Source organism: Streptomyces sp. 4F14 (assembly GCF_048159485.1).
Classification (GTDB): domain Bacteria; phylum Actinomycetota; class Actinomycetes; order Streptomycetales; family Streptomycetaceae; genus Streptomyces.
This window is the reverse complement of the sequence record NZ_JBLRVY010000035.1, coordinates 1-16471: the sequence shown is the minus strand read 5'-3', so window position 1 is coordinate 16471 and position 16471 is coordinate 1. Positions and strand designations below refer to the sequence as shown.

Here is a 16471-nt window from a genome sequence, read left to right as displayed (position 1 = left end):
GCCCCTACGATGCACCCCTCGCGCTAACTATTGCAAGCAGGTGCTTGCAAAAGTGCGCCGCGTCACTGCTGGGCGGGGTTCAGGACGGCTGGACCTCGTCGAAGTGGGCGATCGCCTCCATCGGGTCCGGGCTCACCAGGCGTTGCAGGCCCGCTGTCGTGATCGTGGCCCACTTGGCGGCCCGGGCCCACATCTGTTTCTCGAAGGTGGGGACGGGGGTTCTGGAGAGGAGGGATTCGGCGAGTTCCGCGCCCTCCAGCATGGCCAGGTTCGCGCCCGCGCCGAGGGGTGGCATCAGGTGGGCGGCGTCGCCGAGGAGGGTGAGGCCGGGGGTGTGGGGCCAGGTGTGGGTGACGGGGAGGGTGTGGACGGGGCGGTGGGTGAAGGCGGTGCCGTGGTGGAGGAGGGCGAGCGCGGGGGTGGTCCAGCCGGCGTACAGGGAGAGGGCGTACGTGCGTACCGCTTCCGGGTCCGTGAGGTCGAGGTCCGTGTGCCAGTCGAGGGGCGCGCGGAAGCGGGCGTACACCTTGACGTGACCCCCGCTGCCGCGCTGCGCGACCAGGGAGCGGTTCGCGCCGTACACCGCGAGGGAGCCGTCGCCGATCAGGCGGGCGAGGTCGGGGTGGCGGGTGTCGATGTCGTCGAGGGACGTTTCGAGGACGGTGACGCCGGTGTAGTGGGGGGTCGCGGGGGAGAGGGCCGGGCGGGTGCGGGACCAGGCGCCGTCCGCGCCGGCCACCAGGTCGTACGTCTCCTCGCGGCCGTCCGCGAAGTGGATCCGTACGTCGGGTCCCGGCGCGACCCGGGTCACCGCCCGGCCCCACCGGACGTCGAGCGGGCCGAGGAGGAGGTCGCGGAGGCGGCCTCGGTCGATCTCCGGGTTGGCGCGGTCGTCCGGGTGGGGGCGCCAGTCGCGCAGGACCGTGCCGTCGGGGGCGTGGATGCGCATCGCCTGGCCCTCGGGGCGGGACAGGGCCGCGAACTCCGCCGCCAACCCCGCCTTCTCCAGGGCGAGTTGGCCCAGGCCTCGGTGGAGGTCGAGGGTGCCGCCCGGGGGGCGGGCGGCGGGGGAGGGGTCGCGTTCGAGGACGGTGACGGGGTGGCCGTGGCGGTGCAGGACGCGGGCGAAGGTGAGGCCGGCGGGGCCCGCGCCTACTACGGCGATGCGTTGTCTCATGCCGATACACTGTATTTTCGCGATACGCTGCATCGCAACAGTACGATGGCGACCATGACTGTCTGGGACCGGCCGGAGCCACCCGCACGCCCCGTGCCCCTCGACCGCGAGCGGATCGTCGCCGCCGCGATCACGCTCGCCGACGAGGGCGGGCTGGAGGCGGTGTCGGTACGCAAGGTCGCGGGCCGGCTGAACGCGGGGCCTATGCGGCTGTACGGCTTCATGGCGACGAAGGAGGAGCTGTACGACCTCATGGTGGACGAGGTTCAGGGGGAGATCCTGATCGGGGCTGGGGCTGGGGCTGGGGCTGGGGCCGTCGGGGTCGGAGGCGGGGGTGAGGTCGGGGCCGAGGGTGAGGTCGGGGGTGCGGTCCGGGCCGGAGCCGACGCGTCCCCCAGCGACTGGCGCGAGACCCTCCGCGCCCTCGCCCACCGCACCCGCCGCACCGCCCTCCGCCACGAATGGCTCGCCGACCTCCTCGGCGGCCGCCCCGCCCTGGGCCCCAACGGCCTCGCCGTCACCGAGGCGAAGCTCGCCGCCCTCGACGGCCTCACCGACATCGACACCGCCCTGCGCGCGACGGAGACCATCAGCGCGTACGTCACCGGCGCACTCCGGCGCGAGATCGCGCACCTGCGCGCCGTACGCGTCACCGGGCTCACCGACTCCGACTGGCAGCGCGCCTCGGGTTCGCACGTGACGGCCATGCTGGCGACGGGCCGCTTCCCGGCGCTGGCCAGGGCTGTTCACGACGGCAGCGAGGTGGACGCGGGGGTGACCTTCGCGACCGGGCTGGAGTGGGTGCTTGACGGGGTGGCTGCGCGGCTCACGCGGTAGTGCGGCCGGGCGGGGCGCTCGGCTCGGCCGGTGGCATGGCTTCGCGGGTTGGGCGTGGCTGTCCGGCTCACCCGGTGGTGCGGCCGTGCCCGGTTCACCTGGCAGTACGCCCCGGCATGTTCGGGCGGTGAAGGGGGGCTCCTCGTATTGACTGGGGCATACCACCCCAAATGCCCGTCCTTCAGCGGGTTCGAACAGGAGAGACCATGGACGAACCGCCCCGGCACCCGGCGGACGCCTCCGGCCCGGCCGGTGTCATCGGGATCGGGCTCGCCGCCGTCCTCGCCTTCGCGCTCGCGCAGGGGTCGTGGCAGTGGTTCGCGACGTACACCGGCGTGACGCTCCTCGCGGTGATCGTCTCCTTCGCCAGGCTGCCGGTGTGGGCGCCGGGGTTGTGGTCCCCGTACGCCCGGAGCCTCGCCGCGTACTCCCTCGTCGTCGGCCTGTGCGCGGCGGTCGCGCTCGCGCCGATGATGCAGCGCTGGGCCTGGCTCTTCCCGATGCCGCAGACCCGGGAACGGTGTCCCGCGCTGGGGGTGTACGAGCGGTTGCGCGTTGACGCCGCGCTCGCCGAACTGGGCCGTACCGACAGGGGAGTTGTGGGGGAGATGCGCGGGGCGGACGCCGTCGCCGACTGCCTGTCGGCGACGACGACTCTGTGGCTGCCCGTGTACGCGGCCGGGGTCGCCGTCCTCGTGGGGGCGGGCGTGTGGATCGCCGGGCGGCGTCGGGGACTCGCGTCTGAGTAGGAGAACTCATGTGTCCGCCGGCGCCGGCTGACACGCTGCCCGCATGGTGAGTGACAGAAGGGCCCCCGGTGTCTGGCATCCGCTCCTGGTCTGGGGCGCGATGGCCACCGTGATGCCGGTGCTCGGGTTCGGGCTGCTCGCGGTCGGGTGGGGCAAGGGCGGTGGGGCCGTCGGGGTGGCCCTCCTGGTGGTGGTGCCGCTGGTCATCGGGCTGCTGTCCGTGCTCGCCCCGGCGAGCGACGTCGTCCCGTGGTGCGCGACCCGGTCCGGGCGGATCGGCTGGGCGGTCACGGTCTTCACCCTCGGCACGGGCGGCGTCCTCGCGGGCCTGGCCGCGTACGGCCAAGACGTCGACCTGGGCAGCGCGGCGACGCGGGTCGCCTTGACGGGGCTGCCGTACGCGGTCGTCGCGGCGTTCCTCGTGCCGGGGCGGTGGGTTCGGGCGGGGGCGGCGGCGGTTCTGGTCGCCGGGGTCGTCTACGGGGGGTACGTCGGTCCCTCTCAGGGACGGGAACGGGAGCAGGCGGCGGAGGTCGCGCGGTACCGGGAGCATGCGGAGGTGTTGTACCTGGGGGTTACTCCGCCCGGGATGCGGATGGTCCGTGCGGTGGTCGGCGGGGCGTCCTTCGACGTGGAGTACCACTGGGCCGTGCCGGACCGGAGCGGGTACGTGGGGGTGATGGTGCGCTCGCCGTTGTCGCCGCCGATGGTGTGTCCGGAGCGGGCGGAGACGGGGGTGAGCTGTGTGGCCGGGGCCGGTGGGGAGGTCCGGGAGGTGCGGAGTCTGCCGGGTGGGGAGCAGGTGGTCACCTTGTTCCGGTGGCATGAGGGGGCGGGGGTTCAGGTGACCGGGCAGGGGGTGGGGGAGGCGGCGTTGCGGGGGGTGTTGGACGGGCTGCATCCGGTGTCGGAGGGGGAGTTGGAGGGGTTGATGCGGGAGGGGGTGATCAGTGAGGGGTAGTACTCAGGTAGGGGCACCTGGAGAGTTACCTCTCAGGTACGACGCCCTGTGGGGCTACCTCTCGGGTAGGGGATACCTGAGGGCTACCTCTTAAGTAGGGGCACCCAGAGAGCTACCTCTCAGGTACGTCACCCTGCGGAGCTACCCCTCAGGTACGGGGCGTCCCGTCGCCTCCCTCAGCCCGTCCCGGAGCCGTGTCAGCCTGGCGATCTCCGCGTCCAGCGTGGCGAGCCGGCGGTCCACGACGCTCGCGCCGACGACGCCGGGTTCCGACGATGCGGGGGCGCACGCGCGTTGTGAGGTCGCGGCGAGGAGAGGGAGGCGGTCGGCGAAGGTGTGCAGGTCCTCCACCGTCAGGCCGAGCGCGAGGAGTTCGCGGACGACGCGGAGGACGGCGAGGTCGGTGGGGGTGTAGTCCCGTTGGCCGGAGGGGGTGCGGTGCGGGGGTGGGAGGAGGCCGCGTTGTTCGTAGAAGCGGAGGGCTCGGGGGGTGGTGCCGGTGGCTGCCGCCGCGTCGCCGATCCGCATCGTGTGCCTCTCCGTGTTCGCCGGGTTCGCCGTGTTCTCCGTGTTCGCCGGGTTCGGTGGCTACCGGGTCAACTCCACCACCGCCGTACCGAATTGTCGTCCCTCGATGAGTTTCCGCAACGCCTGCGGGGCCTGGTCGATGCCCGAGGTCACGGTGAGCGGGAACCGGATCTCGCCGGACCGCAGCCACGCGGCGAACCGCTCGGTCCACTCCGCCTCGACATCGGGGTGGTCGGCGCCGAGGTACCCCCTGATGGACAGCCCCTTGAGGACGATGCCGAACCCGTCGATCTCCACCGGCGCACTCCCCCCGCCCCCCTCCTCCGCGAGCTGCCCCGCCAACGCCCCGACCAACGCGAACCGCGCCCCACGCCGGGCCACTTCCAGCGCACCGGCGAGCTGGGCGCCGCCCACCGTGTCGACGACGACATCGACCCCGTCCGGCGCGACTTCACGGAGCCGCGCCGCGAACTCCCCATGCCGTTCGGCGGAGTTGCCCCGCCGGGAATCGCCGGCCGCCCCCGCGTCGTACCCCGCCCCCCGCTCGCCGGAGCCCCGCCAGGAGTCGCCCGTCACCACCGCGTCGTACCCCAGCTCCGTCACGAGCCGTTCCGCCTTCCACGCCGACCCCGTCGTGCCGATCACCCGGCCCGCCCCCAGCAGCCGCGCGAGCTGGCCCGCGAGGGAGCCGACCCCGCCCGCGGCGCCGGTGACGAGGACCGTGTCGTTCGGGTGGACGCCGGTGAGGCGGGTGAGCGCGCCGTACGCCGTCGCCCCGGAGGAGAGGTGGGCCACGGGGTCCGGGAACGCCGGGTCCACGGGGGCGCACTGGGCTGCCGGGACGAGGGCGTACTCGCGCCAGCCGAGGGGGTGGGTGACCAGGTCGCCGGGGCGTAGCGGGCTCGCGTCGGGGGCGTGTACGACCTCGCCGAGCGCCGGGCCGTACAGCGTGTCACCGGGGTGCAGGCCGGGGACGGGCGTGTCCTTCGCGGCGCCGCCGAGGAGGGTACGGAGACCGGCGAAGACGAGGAAGTGCCGGTTGCGGACGAGGAGTTGGCCGGGGCCGGGGGAGGGGAGGGGGGTTTCCACGACGGCGAGGTCGCCGGGGACGGGGAGCCCTCGGGGCGTGGTGGCGAGGCGGACTTCGCGGGTGGTCGTGGGCATCAGGGGGTCTCCTCAAGGCGGCGCGGTGGGGCCGGGCGCGGAGACGGTAAACCCTGACGTGAGGGTCAGGGGCAAGCCCCCGAACGCGGCCGTCAAGAGCAAGCCCCCGTAAGGCACTTCACTCCCCGAACCGCCCCCGCGCCTCCTCGATGTCCCCCAGATACCGCTGCGTCCACTCGCACATCACATCCACCGTCGTCCGCAGGGCCCGCCCCGGCTCCGTGAGGGTGTACTCCACGCGCGGGGGGATCGTCGGGTGGACGGTCCGTTCCACCAGGCCGTTGCGCTCCAGCATCCGTACGTTCTGCGTGAGCATCTTGTGGCTGATCCCCTCGACCTGGTCCCTCAACTCACTGAACCGCAAGGTGCGTTCGCCGAGGGTCTCGATGATCAGGAGGGCCCATTTGTTCGCGACGTCCGAGAAGATCTCCCGGGCGAGGGAGTCGGCCCGCCGGAGGTCGGCATGCTCGGGCAGGTCCTGGAGTTCCTGCTTGGTCCCCATCAAGTCCCCTGTCTTTCCTGGCGCTTCCGGGCCGTGGGCGGTCTCCCCATGGTCGCCGAGCCGCCGCGGCCGGGCCAAACACCCCGGCCGAGCCCCCGACTTCACGGACCGGGACGCCCCCGTACGCGACGTGTCCCGCCCGTCACTCCGTGAGCCAACCGGGGCTGACCATCCCGTACTCGTACGCCATCACCACGACCTGCGACCGGTCGCGCGCCCCCAACTTGGCCATGATCCGGCTGACATGGGTCTTCGCGGTCAGCGGCGAGAGCACCAGATGCGCGGCGATCTCGTCGTTCGTGCGGCCGGCGGCGATCAGGCGCATGACCTCGTGCTCGCGGCGGGTCAGGAGGGAGAGGCGCTGGTCGGGGGTGCGGGTGTGGTCCGGGCGGGCCGCGAACTCGGCGATGAGGCGCCGGGTCACGGAGGGGCTGATCAGGGCATCGCCGCGCGCCGCGACCCGTACCGCGTGCAGGAGTTCCGCCGGCTCGGTGTCCTTGACGAGGAAGCCGGTGGCGCCGGCGCGCAGGGCGCCGTACACGTACTCGTCGAGGTCGAACGTCGTCAGCATGACCACGCGTACCTCCGTCAGCCGCTCGTCCCCGGCGATGCGGCGGGCCGCTTCGAGGCCGTCCATGCCGGGCATGCGGATGTCCAACAGGGCTATGTCGGGGCGTAGTTCGCGGCAGGCGGCGAGTGCGGCGTGCCCGTCGGCGGCCTCGGCGACCACGGTCAGGTCGTCCTCGTCGTCGAGGATGCCGCGGATCCCGGCGCGTACGAGGCGCTGGTCATCCGCCAGCAGGATCCTGATCATCGGCTGCTCCGACAGTCGGTTCGGACAGTTCCGGAAACGGTAGCCGGGCCCGCACGACGAACCCGCCCAGAGGCCCGGGCCCGGCACGCAGCGTGCCACCGAGCGCCCGCGCCCGCTCGGCCATACCGGCGATCCCGCTACCGGCAACACCCCCGGCCGTACGCGCCGCAACGCCACGATCGGCCCCGGCGTCCGGCGTGCCCTCGGCCCGCCCCGAGCCCCCGCCGTCCTGTCCGGTGTCCGGCGTACCTCCGGGCCGTCCCGGGCCCCCGCTGCTCTGCCCGGCACCGGCCCGCCCCGCGTCGTCCCCCAGCCCACCCCAGCCCACTCCCCGCCCGCCATCAGTGACACCGACCTCCAACTCCCCCTCACCCTGCCGGAGTTCGACGACCACCTGCCCCGCCCTGCTGTGCCGGACGGCGTTCGTCAGCGACTCCTGCACGATCCGGTAGGCGGCAAGGTCCACGGCCGGAGGCAATGGCGAGAGGGAACCGCTGCGTTCGACCCGCACAGCCACCCCCGCCCGCCCGGCCGACGAGACCAACTCGTCGAGCCGCGCCAGCCCCGGCACGGGCATGATCACGTCCTCCTCGCCGAGCCGGCCCGCCCCCAGCCCCGCCTCCGACCCGCCCGGCGCCTCCTCGCCGACCTGCCGCAAAACCCCCAGCCCCGCCCCCGACCCGCCCGGCACCCCCTCATCGACCTGCCGCAGAACCCCCAGCGTCCCCCTCAACTCCCGCAACCCCTCCCGGCTCCCCTCCTTGATCGCGGCCAGTGCCTCCACCGCCTGCCCCGGATCCTTCCCCCGCCGATGCAGAGCCGCGGACGCCTGGACATGGATCATCGACAGGGTGTGCCCGATCACGTCGTGCACCTCGCGGGCGATCCGCAGCCGCTCCCGAGTGGCCCGCGACCGCGCCTGTTCCTCGGCATAGGCGACCCGCCCGTGCCGCATCGCGCCCAGCGCCACCACCGCGACGAGCCACCCGGCCAGCATGAAGACGGCCGTCCCGGTGACGTCCCCGGCGGAGGCCACCGCCCCCGCCCCCACCCCGACGACCATGACCGAGGCCATGGCGACAGCCACCCGCGTACGCCCCCGCGCGGCCAGCGTGTACAGCGCGGCGACCGGAATCACGACGAGGGGCCCGTCGACGCTGCTGAGCAGGTGATACGCGCCGGTCCCGAGGACCGTGCACCACCCCACCGCCACCGGATACGCCCGCCGCAGCGGCAGCGCCCCGCACACCGCGACGGCCAGCAGCCAGGAGCCGATCACGGACGCGTCCGGCCCGGAGCCGAGGCGCTGCCCCTCGGCGACCCCGGCCAGCACCAACACGAGCCCGGCGAGCGCGAGTTCGGCGGGCAGGGGGAGCCGGGTGAGGTCGAAGCGGGACACGGCCTCATTCTGCCCACGCCGTGCACGGCAGCGGGGGTCCCTCCCAAGGGTGAGTACTGAGGTAGTACGCGGCCCTCAGGGTCGTACATCCGCTGGGGTACGGCGTGGCCGGCCGACTGTCAGCCGTGGGCCGACGCCCCGCCCCGGGGCCCGCCAGCACGATCGAGGGCGGGCCGTCACCGGGACGGCGCCAGGCAACTCCCGTACGAACCCTAGGCAGGCACCGTGTCGTCACCCCGAACCCTCGCCCCACCGCCCGAGGAGACACCCCCCGTCGGACGGTTCGGCGCCCTGGCCGGCTGGGCGCAGCGCCACCGCTGGACGGCCGTCCTGCTGTGGCCGGCCGTCGTGGCCGCGATCACGCTGGGCTCGACGGCGGCTGGCTCCGCGTACCGCAACGACTTCTCCCTGCCGGGCACGGACTCCCAGGCGGCCACGGACCTGTTCGAGAAGCACGGCAGCGACCAGTCCGGCGACAGCGTGGTGATCGTCTTCGAGGATCCGGACGGCGTCGCCGGAGCCAGGGCCGGCATCGAGCCGATGCTCGCCGACGTACGGCACCTGGCGGGCGTCGCCGACGTACGCAGCCCCTTCGCGGACGCGTCCGCGGTGTCCGAGGACGGCACGATCGCCTACGCGACCGTCACGCTGGACGGCAAGACGGAGGAGGTGCCCAAGGAGGACGTCGCCGAGATCATCGACGTCGCGCAGAGCGTCGCCACCGGGCAGCTCCGGGTCGAGGTGGGCGGCGAGGCCGCGCGGGGCGCGCAGGAGCAGGAGGCGCCGACCGCCGAACTCGCCGGGATCGGGGCCGCGTTGGTGATCCTCGTGCTGCTGTTCGGCTCCCTGCTCGCGGCCTCGCTGCCGCTGGTCACCGCGCTGTTCGCGGTCGGCGGCGCGATCGGGCTGACCGCGCTGGCCTCGCACCTGTTCACCGTCGCCGACTTCACGCCGCCCATCCTGATGCTCGTCGGCCTCGGGGTCGGCGTCGACTACGCGCTGCTGATCTTCTACCGCTACCGTCACGAACTCCTCGCCGGCGCAGGGCCCGAGGAGGCGGGGCGTACGGCCCTCGACTCGGCCGGGCGGACGGTCTTCTTCGCCGGCTGCACGGTCATCGTCGCCCTCCTCGGCCTCGTCGCCCTCGGGCTCGGCTCGCTCCAGGGCATCGCGCTCGCGGTCGCCGTCACCGTCCTCGTCACCATGGCCGCCTCGCTCGTCCTGCTGCCCGCGCTCCTCGCGCTGTGCGGGGCGCGCATCCAACGCCATGTCCTCAAGCAGCGGGCCGGGAACGCCGGGAAGGGCAGGAAGGCCGAGGGCGACCGGTGGCGGGCCATGGCACGGGCCGTCCAGTGCCGGCCCGTACCGACGCTGCTCGTCGGGGCGTTCGCGCTCCTCGCGCTGTCCGCGCCGGCCCTCGGCATGCGCCTCGGCTTCGCCGACTCCGGCAACGATCCCGCCGGTACGACGTCCCGGCACGCGTACGACCTCCTCGCCGAGGGGTTCGGGCCCGGCTTCAACGGGCCCCTCGTCGTCCTCGTCAAGGGCGGCCGGGCGGCGGGGGAGGCGGTACGGGGCGAACTCGCCGTGACCGAGGGTGTCGCCCAGGCCAGTCCCGCGCTGCCCTCCGAGGACGGCGCCCTGTCCACCGTGTTCGTCTACCCGGCGACCTCGCCGCAGAGCGAGGGCACCGTCGACCTCGTCCACCGGCTGCGCGAGGACATCGCCCCGCCCCTCGAACACGCCACCGGCGCCGAGGTGTTGGTCGGCGGGGCCACCGCCGCGTCCCAGGACGTCTCCGAGACGCTCGCCGCGCGGCTGCCGCTGTTCGTGGCCGTCGTGGTCGGCGTCTCCTCGCTCCTGCTCCTGCTCGTCTTCCGCTCCATCTGGATCCCCGTCAAGGCGGCCGTCCTCAACCTGCTGTCCATCTCCGCCGCGCTCGGGGTCGTCACCCTGGTCTTCCAGCACGGCTGGCTGGGCGCGGAACCCGGGCCCGTCGAAGCCTTCATCCCCGCCCTCATCTTCGCCATCGTCTTCGGCCTCTCCATGGACTACGAGGTCTTCCTCGTCTCCCGCATCCACGAGGAGTGGACCCGCACCGGCGACCCCTCCCGCTCCGTACGCGAAGGACTCGCCTCCACCGGCAAGGTCATCACCGCCGCCGCGGCCATCATGATGGCCGTCTTCGGCGCCTTCGTCCTCAGCCCCGACCGCATGCTCCAGCAATTCGGCCTCGGCCTAGCGGTGGCGATCCTCCTGGACGCCCTCCTCATCCGCTGCCTCATCGTCCCGGCAACGATGCAACTCCTGGGCGAACGGGCTTGGTGGCTACCGGCGTTGCTGGCCCGCCGGTTGCCGAAGGTGTCGATCGAGCGGCCGGGGAGGGGGTGAGGGGGCGGAGGGGGACGGGGCGTGCCGATGCTGCGGTCGCGGGGCCCAGCGGCGTTGCCGTCGATCGCCGTCGCCCCCGAGTTCTCGGCTTCGCTCTGTGAACGGCGGGACGGCCCGCCGAGGGGAGAACCCGGTGACGGGGCCCGCTTCAGCGAGCGCTCCGACATCGGTGAATCCCGGCTCGCGCGCCCGCGTCGACGGGGTGACCGGGCGGCAGGAGGGCGGCGATCTCCCGCAGTCCCTGGAGAAGCCGGCCCCGGATCAGCGGTGTCGGGGCACCGGGTGGAGCCGGCGGGCTGATGCCGGGACCCCGCAGTGCCCGCAGCCCCGCGGCCGGGCGGACACACGGGTCCGACCCGGATTCGGTACGTCCCCGACGGGGCCCGGCATGCGGCGGACGTTGGGCGAGGCCCAAGTCCCCGGCGCCCGTTGTCAGTCCTCCCCCCTACCCTTCCCCGCATCCACCATCGGCCCAGAGGAGCCCCAGTGATCGAGCGCATCCAGGAAGCCGTGCAGGCGAGGGACGCCGTGAGGCTCGCGGCGTTGTGGGAGGAGATCGGGGAAGGTGGGGACGCGTTTCACCGGTGTGTGCTCGCGCATCACTCGGCGTTGGCGATCAGGGGGTTCTATCCGTCGTTGCATCTGAATCTGGCGGAGAGTTACCGGAAGACGGGGGATCTGGACCGGGCCCGGAGTCATGTCGCCCAGGGGCGGGGGTACTTGGACGCGCTCGCTCCCGATGCGTACGGCGACATGATCCGCGGCGCCCTGGAGAGGCTCGCCGCGGAGTTGTGATCCGCGTCACTCCTGTCACAACCTCCGTGGACCCGGTGTCTTGTGGCCGAACCCCTGGAGCGGAGGAGCGACAGTGAACGAGAACACCAAGGTGGTCGTGGTGGGCGGCGGCTACGCCGGGGTCATGGCGGCGAACCGGCTGATGAAGCGCGGCGACGTCGACGTGACCCTGGTCAACCCGAGGCCGGAGTTCGTGCAGCGCATCCGGCTCCACCAGCTGGCGGCGGACACGCACCCCGCGACCACGGAGTACCGGAAGGTCCTGAACGCCCGGGTGGAGCTGCTGGTGGACTCGGTGGACCGGATCGACGCGGCGCGGCAGGCCGTGGTGACGCACAAGAGCGGCACCCTCGCCTACGACTACCTCGTGTACGCCGTCGGCAGCACGGGCGCCGGGCAACAGATCCCCGGCGTACGGGAGTTCGCGTACGCGCTCGCCACCTTCGAGGACGCCGGGAAGCTGCGCGAGCGCCTCGCCGAGACCGCCCCCGACGCTCCGGTCACGGTCGTCGGCGGCGGAGCCACCGGTATCGAGATGGCGGCCGAACTCGCCGAGCAGGGAAGGACGGTGACCCTGGTCTGCGGCGAGGCCCTGAACCCGTACCTGCACCCGAAGGCCCGCCGGACGGCGACGGCACGCCTGACGTCCCTCGGCGTGACGGTCCTGGAGCGGGCGAGCGCGGCGGAGGTCACGCGGACCGCCGTACGGCTGGCGGACGGCCGGGAGATCCCGAGCGAACTCACCGTCTGGACAGCGGGTTTCGCCGTCCCCGACCTCGCGACGCGCAGCGGCCTGTCGACGGACACCCTGGGCCGCCTCCTCACGGACGAGACCCTGACGAGCGTGGACGACGACCGGATCGTCGCGGCCGGCGACTCGGCCGCCCCGGCCGGACAGCCGTACCGGATGGGCTGCCAGTCGGCGGTCCAACTCGGCCCGCGCGCCGCGGAGACGGTGCTGAGCCGCATCGAGGGCACCCGACCCGCCCCGGTGGACGTGGCGTTCGCGGGCCAGTGCCTCAGCCTGGGCCGCAGGGCGGGCATGTTCCAGTTCTCGCAGCGCGACGACACGGCGAAGAAGCTGTACGTCGAGGGCCGTACGGGAGCGCGCGTCAAGGAGTTCGTGTGCCGTAGCACGGTGTGGCAACTCACTCTGGAGGCGCGGAAGTTCCGCAAGACCGCGCGCCTCGTCGAGGATGGCCGTCGGCCCGAGCCGGCCACCGCCCGCTGAACGAGAAGAGGCACTCCGATGACCGACCCCGCCACCGACGCCTTCGTCGCGCACCGCAACCTCCTGTTCACCGTCGCCTACGAGATGCTGGGCTCGGCGGCGGACGCCGAGGACGTGCTCCAGGAGACCTGGCTGAGATGGGTGAAGGTCGACCTGGCCGAGGTCCGCGACGTGCGCGCGTACCTCGTCCGGATCACCACCCGCCAGTCCCTCAACCGCCTGCGCGCCCTGTCGAGAAGACGCGAGTCGTACGTCGGCCCGTGGCTCCCCGAGCCCCTCCTCACCGCCCCGGACGTCGCACAGGACGTCGAGCTCGCGGAGAGCATGTCGATGGCGCTGATGCTGGTCCTGGAGACCCTGTCGCCGACCGAGCGCGCGGTGTTCGTGCTGCGGGAGGTCTTCGACGTGCCGTACGACGAGATCGCGGCGGCCGTCGACAAGTCCCCCGCCGCCGTACGGCAGATCGCGCACCGCGCCCGGCAGCACGTGGACGCCCGCCGCCCCCGGCAGACGGTCTCGCCGGGGGCGGCGCGGGCGGCGGTGGACGCGTTCCGCGCGGCCCTCGACTCGGGTGATCCGCAAGGGCTGTTGGACGTCCTGGCGCCGGACGTCGTCCTGCTGACGGACGGCGGCGGCATCAAACAGGCCGCACGCGTACCGGTGTCGGGCCCCGAGAAGATCGTCCGCTTCATCTTCTCCACGCAGGCGAGGAGCGGCGTCCTCACCTCCCACCCGACCGTCGTCAACGGCGCCCCGGCCCTCGCGCTGCACCTGGACGGCGAGTTGGACGGCGTGATCGCGTTCCGGCTCGCCGGTTCCCTGATCGACGGCATGTACTACGTCCGCAACCCGGAGAAGCTGACGGGCTTCGCGGCGGGCACGACGATCGGCCTGCCGTAGCCGCGCCGTGCGGACCCGGCGGTCGTCAGGGCGCCGGGTCCGCCACCTGGTCGGCCATCGTGGGGACGGCGGAGGGGGCCGGTGACTCCTTCGAGGCCGGGTCCGGGGACCTCTCCGAGGTGGAGGGGGAGTCCACGACCGACGGGGTCGGCGTCGGGTCGTCCCGCCCGGAGGGCTCCGTGTCCCGCTCGCCGGGCCCGGGGGTCGAGTCCCGCACCGGGGGCTCGGTGTCCGCCGTCGAGGGGCCGGGCGTGGGGACCGTGGAGGCCCGGGGAGACGGCTCGGCCGACGGCGGCGGCGCCATCGGCGGGGCCTTGCGCGCCGGGGGAGCCGAGGACGACGACGTCAGCGGCAGCGCGATCAGCAGCGCCGCCGCGCAGGTCGCCGTCGCCGCCAGGACCGTACGCGCCTTGCGGTTGCGGGACTTGCGGCGCAGGGCGGTGAAGTGGCCCGGCGGGGGAGGGAGATGGGCCGCCGGGGGGCGCAACAGCTCGACGAGCGGGTCCTCCTGGCGGTCGTCCGCGCTGTCGTCGGCGTCAAAGCGTGTGGTCAAGGCTTCTCCTCAGGTGGGCGCGGAGCAGCTCGCGAGCCGCGTGGAGGTCGGCCTTGACGGTTCCCTCCTTGCGTCCGGTCAGGGCGGACACCTGCCGGATCGGCATGTCAGCGTAGTAGTGGAGCAGGATCGGGACGCGCAGGCGTTCGGGCAGGGCCTGCACGAGCAGCATGACCGACGGGTCGCCCTGCTCCGGCGCGGGCCGCAACGCCTCCTCGGTCTGCGCCCGCCGCATCGCCCGGCGCTCCCGCTCGACCTTGCGCCAGTGGTCCCGGACCAGGTTCGCGGCGGTGACGTACAGGAAGCCCTGGGGCTCCTCCACCTTCGTCCACCGCGACCACAGGCGCGTGAACGCCTCCGAGGCGACCTCGTGCGCGGTCTCGTCGTCGTCCACCAGCCGCCGGCACCAGCCCGCCAGCCGCGGATACAACGCCGTGAACAGCTCCGACGCGGCCTCGTCACGGGAGCGTGCGCGAGACCGGCTGAGGGATCGGGGGCGTTTCAACGCTCTCCAGGGGATGTGAGGGGTAGTAGGTCCGGGGAGTGAGCCGGGTGGGAGGACGGTGGTACTACGACGGAGGTTGCCTCCCACCCCGCCCCTCACCCCCGCTTCAGTTCCGCGAACACGATCACGTTGTCGGCGTATCCCTCGCCGGTACGGGTCCCCCCGCAGGTGATCAGCCGCAGCTCCGGGCGCGCGGTATCCCCGTACACCTCCTGGGTGGGGAACGCCGACTTCGCGACCGTCCGGACCGCCGTCACCCGGAACACGGGTTCGCGTCCGTCGGCGAGGCGGGCGACGATCTCGTCCCCCCGCTTCAGCTCGGTGAGCCGCCGGAAGACGCCGTCCCCGTACTCCCCGACGGTGACGTGCCCGAGGATCACGGCCGGCCCGGTCTGCCCGGGCGAGGGCGAGTACCGGTACCACCCGGCCTGGTCGTGCGCGACGACCGGCGGCACCTCGACCGTGCCGTCCGAGGCGAGACCGAGGGAGAGCAGCGAGGTGTCGACCCCGATGGAGGGCACCTTGAGAGCTACGGGTACGAGGCCGGCGCGACCGCCGGACCGGGAAGACCCGGACGGCGTAGTACCCGCCTTGGAGGTGCCCCCCTTCGAGGCGCCCCCAGGACCCCCGTCCCCCGCGGCCTGAACCTTCCCCGGGGAACCGTCGTCCTGGGACACCCTCACCCCCTCCCCGCTCGACCCGCACCCCACGAGCAGCGCCCCCAGCCCCGCCACGGCGAACCCCCGCCTGGACAGCACGGTCACTCCTCGGTCGCCCGCCGGCGCCGGACGACGACGAAGCCGCCCCCGGCGAGCAGCACGGCCGCGGCGCCCACCCCGACGAGGGTCGTGGACGACGAACCGGACCCCGACTCACCCACCCCCGTGTCGGCGGCCCCCTTGGGCACGACCGCCACCTGACCGGAGCCCGTGGCCGGCTCGTCCGCGGGCGCCTGGGTCGAGTCCACGACGGACGGCACCGCGCTCGGCTCACTCGGCGCCTTGGTCGAGTCCACGGCGCTCGGCTCGGGGCTGGGCGCCTCGGCGACGGTCGGCACCGGAGTGGGCGTCTCGGCGACCGCGGCCCCCGCCCCCGTCAGGACGACCACACCCGAGAGGACCAGGGCCCCCAGCACACCACGAGCAGTACGACGCATCTGTTCGCTCTCCTTCTTCGGTCCACCCGGGCGGGGTGGAATCGAGCGGAGAGACGAGACAGGAGGGACACCAGTTGTAAAGAGATGGCAAAGCCGGTCCGGGGGTGGGTCGGTGGGTATTACACCAACGGCTCGTCCCTGGGTACGAGCATCACCCGGTGCAGATTGCAGCGTGGGCCCAGCTCCTCCGGTACGGCCGCCTGGTGCGCCTGGAGAGCCATGCTGACGAGACTGATGAGCAGGTCGACGTCCGAGTCGCAGTCGAGGTGGACCGTGACCCAACGGGAGCCCGGGAGCAGGCGGATGGCCGTGGAGGCGCGCAGATCGCGGGAGAGCCGGTGAATGGCCTGGCCGGTCAGGTGGAGGTCCACCTCGTGCGCGGAGTGGAAGTGGACGATCTCGCTGTGCGCGGAACGCAGGGCGGGACCCGTACCGCACGCGGCTGTCACCGTCGTGAGGTCGGGCCAGTTCGCCAGTCGCTCATGGGCGCGCTCGGCCGGTGTCATGCTCCCATCGTCGCCGGATAACCGCCCCGCTACCAGAGGTTGAGTGTTCCGTAACCTCGCCGTGAGGTGAAAAAGAACGGAGGGCCACGGTACGCATGCACACCGTGGCCCAACAGTCCATCACCGCACGTCAGTTACGAGGCGTCGGCCTCAGGTACTACCCGGGTACTACTCGCCGGTCTCGGGCCGCTCGGCGTCCGCCCAGTGCGTGTGGAACGCACCCGGATTGTCGACCCGCCCGTACGTGTGCGCCCCGAAGTAGTCCCGCTGCCCCTGCAACAACGCGGCCGGCAGACGCTCGGC

19 protein-coding genes are annotated in these 16471 nt (G+C 73.1%); 7 read left to right on the top strand and 12 right to left on the bottom strand.

The genetic code is table 11. The features are described 5' to 3' along the window. Positions 1-79: 79 nt before the first annotated feature. The gene (locus ACLZOT_RS41540) at positions 80-1177 is read right to left on the bottom strand and encodes an FAD-dependent oxidoreductase (protein ID WP_416974400.1); all 1098 of its coding nucleotides are present in this window, start codon (positions 1175-1177) and stop codon (positions 80-82) included. A gap of 54 nt (positions 1178-1231) precedes the next feature. Between ACLZOT_RS41540 and ACLZOT_RS41535 the strand changes: the two genes are divergently transcribed. The 3 genes from ACLZOT_RS41535 (at position 1232) to ACLZOT_RS41525 (ending at position 3724) form a co-directional block, all read left to right on the top strand. Beyond that, entirely contained in the window at positions 1232-2014 is a 783-nt protein-coding gene (locus ACLZOT_RS41535; RefSeq protein ID WP_416974399.1) for a TetR/AcrR family transcriptional regulator, read from the top strand. Between the two features lie 206 nt (positions 2015-2220). Then, complete coding sequence (locus ACLZOT_RS41530) at positions 2221-2763, top strand: hypothetical protein (protein ID WP_416974398.1); 543 nt, start codon at positions 2221-2223, stop codon at positions 2761-2763. A gap of 43 nt (positions 2764-2806) precedes the next feature. Continuing rightward, on the top strand, positions 2807-3724 hold the full coding sequence (locus tag ACLZOT_RS41525; protein WP_416974397.1) for a hypothetical protein: 918 nt from the start codon (positions 2807-2809) through the stop codon (positions 3722-3724). Between the two features lie 141 nt (positions 3725-3865). On the opposite strand, the gene ACLZOT_RS41520 is transcribed toward ACLZOT_RS41525, so the two are convergent. The 5 genes from ACLZOT_RS41520 to ACLZOT_RS41500 all read right to left on the bottom strand — a co-directional run bounded on the left by ACLZOT_RS41520 (position 3866) and on the right by ACLZOT_RS41500 (position 8131). Further along, positions 3866-4252, bottom strand: a complete 387-nt coding sequence (locus ACLZOT_RS41520) for a MerR family transcriptional regulator (RefSeq protein ID WP_416974396.1) — start codon at positions 4250-4252, stop codon at positions 3866-3868. Between the two features lie 60 nt (positions 4253-4312). After that, the gene (locus ACLZOT_RS41515; protein WP_416974395.1) at positions 4313-5416 is read right to left on the bottom strand and encodes an MDR family NADP-dependent oxidoreductase; all 1104 of its coding nucleotides are present in this window, start codon (positions 5414-5416) and stop codon (positions 4313-4315) included. A 118-nt stretch (positions 5417-5534) separates the two neighbouring features. Then, positions 5535-5918, bottom strand: coding sequence for a winged helix-turn-helix transcriptional regulator (locus ACLZOT_RS41510; RefSeq protein WP_416974394.1), 384 nt, complete (start codon positions 5916-5918; stop codon positions 5535-5537). A gap of 142 nt (positions 5919-6060) precedes the next feature. Then, a complete protein-coding gene (locus tag ACLZOT_RS41505; protein ID WP_416974393.1) occupies positions 6061-6732 on the bottom strand; it encodes a response regulator in 672 nt (223 codons plus the stop codon). Then, entirely contained in the window at positions 6707-8131 is a 1425-nt protein-coding gene (locus ACLZOT_RS41500; RefSeq protein WP_416974392.1) for a sensor histidine kinase, read from the bottom strand. The genes ACLZOT_RS41505 and ACLZOT_RS41500 overlap by 26 nt, the downstream gene beginning before the upstream one ends. Positions 8132-8356: 225 nt before the next feature. Between ACLZOT_RS41500 and ACLZOT_RS41495 the strand changes: the two genes are divergently transcribed. The 4 genes from ACLZOT_RS41495 (at position 8357) to ACLZOT_RS41480 (ending at position 13448) form a co-directional block, all read left to right on the top strand. After that, entirely contained in the window at positions 8357-10522 is a 2166-nt protein-coding gene (locus tag ACLZOT_RS41495; protein ID WP_416974391.1) for an MMPL family transporter, read from the top strand. A gap of 486 nt (positions 10523-11008) precedes the next feature. Next, positions 11009-11317: a hypothetical protein gene (locus ACLZOT_RS41490; RefSeq protein WP_416974390.1), complete on the top strand. Its 309-nt coding sequence runs from the start codon at positions 11009-11011 to the stop codon at positions 11315-11317. 73 nt (positions 11318-11390) lie between these two features. Further along, a complete protein-coding gene (locus ACLZOT_RS41485) occupies positions 11391-12548 on the top strand; it encodes an NAD(P)/FAD-dependent oxidoreductase (RefSeq protein ID WP_416974389.1) in 1158 nt (385 codons plus the stop codon). Between the two features lie 18 nt (positions 12549-12566). After that, positions 12567-13448, top strand: a complete 882-nt coding sequence (locus ACLZOT_RS41480; RefSeq protein WP_416974388.1) for an RNA polymerase sigma-70 factor — start codon at positions 12567-12569, stop codon at positions 13446-13448. A 25-nt stretch (positions 13449-13473) separates the two neighbouring features. On the opposite strand, the gene ACLZOT_RS41475 is transcribed toward ACLZOT_RS41480, so the two are convergent. The 6 genes from ACLZOT_RS41475 to ACLZOT_RS41450 form a co-directional block, all read right to left on the bottom strand. Continuing rightward, positions 13474-14001 carry a hypothetical protein gene (locus ACLZOT_RS41475; protein ID WP_416974387.1) on the bottom strand — a complete coding sequence of 176 codons (528 nt, stop codon included), beginning with the start codon at positions 13999-14001 and terminating at the stop codon, positions 13474-13476. Beyond that, positions 13985-14506 carry an RNA polymerase sigma factor gene (locus tag ACLZOT_RS41470; RefSeq protein ID WP_416974386.1) on the bottom strand — a complete coding sequence of 174 codons (522 nt, stop codon included), beginning with the start codon at positions 14504-14506 and terminating at the stop codon, positions 13985-13987. The genes ACLZOT_RS41475 and ACLZOT_RS41470 overlap by 17 nt, the downstream gene beginning before the upstream one ends. Before the next feature lie 95 nt (positions 14507-14601). Next, the gene (locus ACLZOT_RS41465; protein WP_416974385.1) at positions 14602-15270 is read right to left on the bottom strand and encodes a class F sortase; all 669 of its coding nucleotides are present in this window, start codon (positions 15268-15270) and stop codon (positions 14602-14604) included. Then, complete coding sequence (locus ACLZOT_RS41460; RefSeq protein ID WP_416974384.1) at positions 15267-15662, bottom strand: LPXTG cell wall anchor domain-containing protein; 396 nt, start codon at positions 15660-15662, stop codon at positions 15267-15269. The genes ACLZOT_RS41465 and ACLZOT_RS41460 overlap by 4 nt, the downstream gene beginning before the upstream one ends. 119 nt (positions 15663-15781) lie before the next feature. Further along, positions 15782-16168: a luciferase family protein gene (locus tag ACLZOT_RS41455; RefSeq protein WP_416974383.1), complete on the bottom strand. Its 387-nt coding sequence runs from the start codon at positions 16166-16168 to the stop codon at positions 15782-15784. Between the two features lie 168 nt (positions 16169-16336). Continuing rightward, positions 16337-16471, bottom strand: a 135-nt coding sequence (locus ACLZOT_RS41450) for a hypothetical protein (RefSeq protein ID WP_416974496.1), incomplete at its 5' end; no start/stop codon positions are given.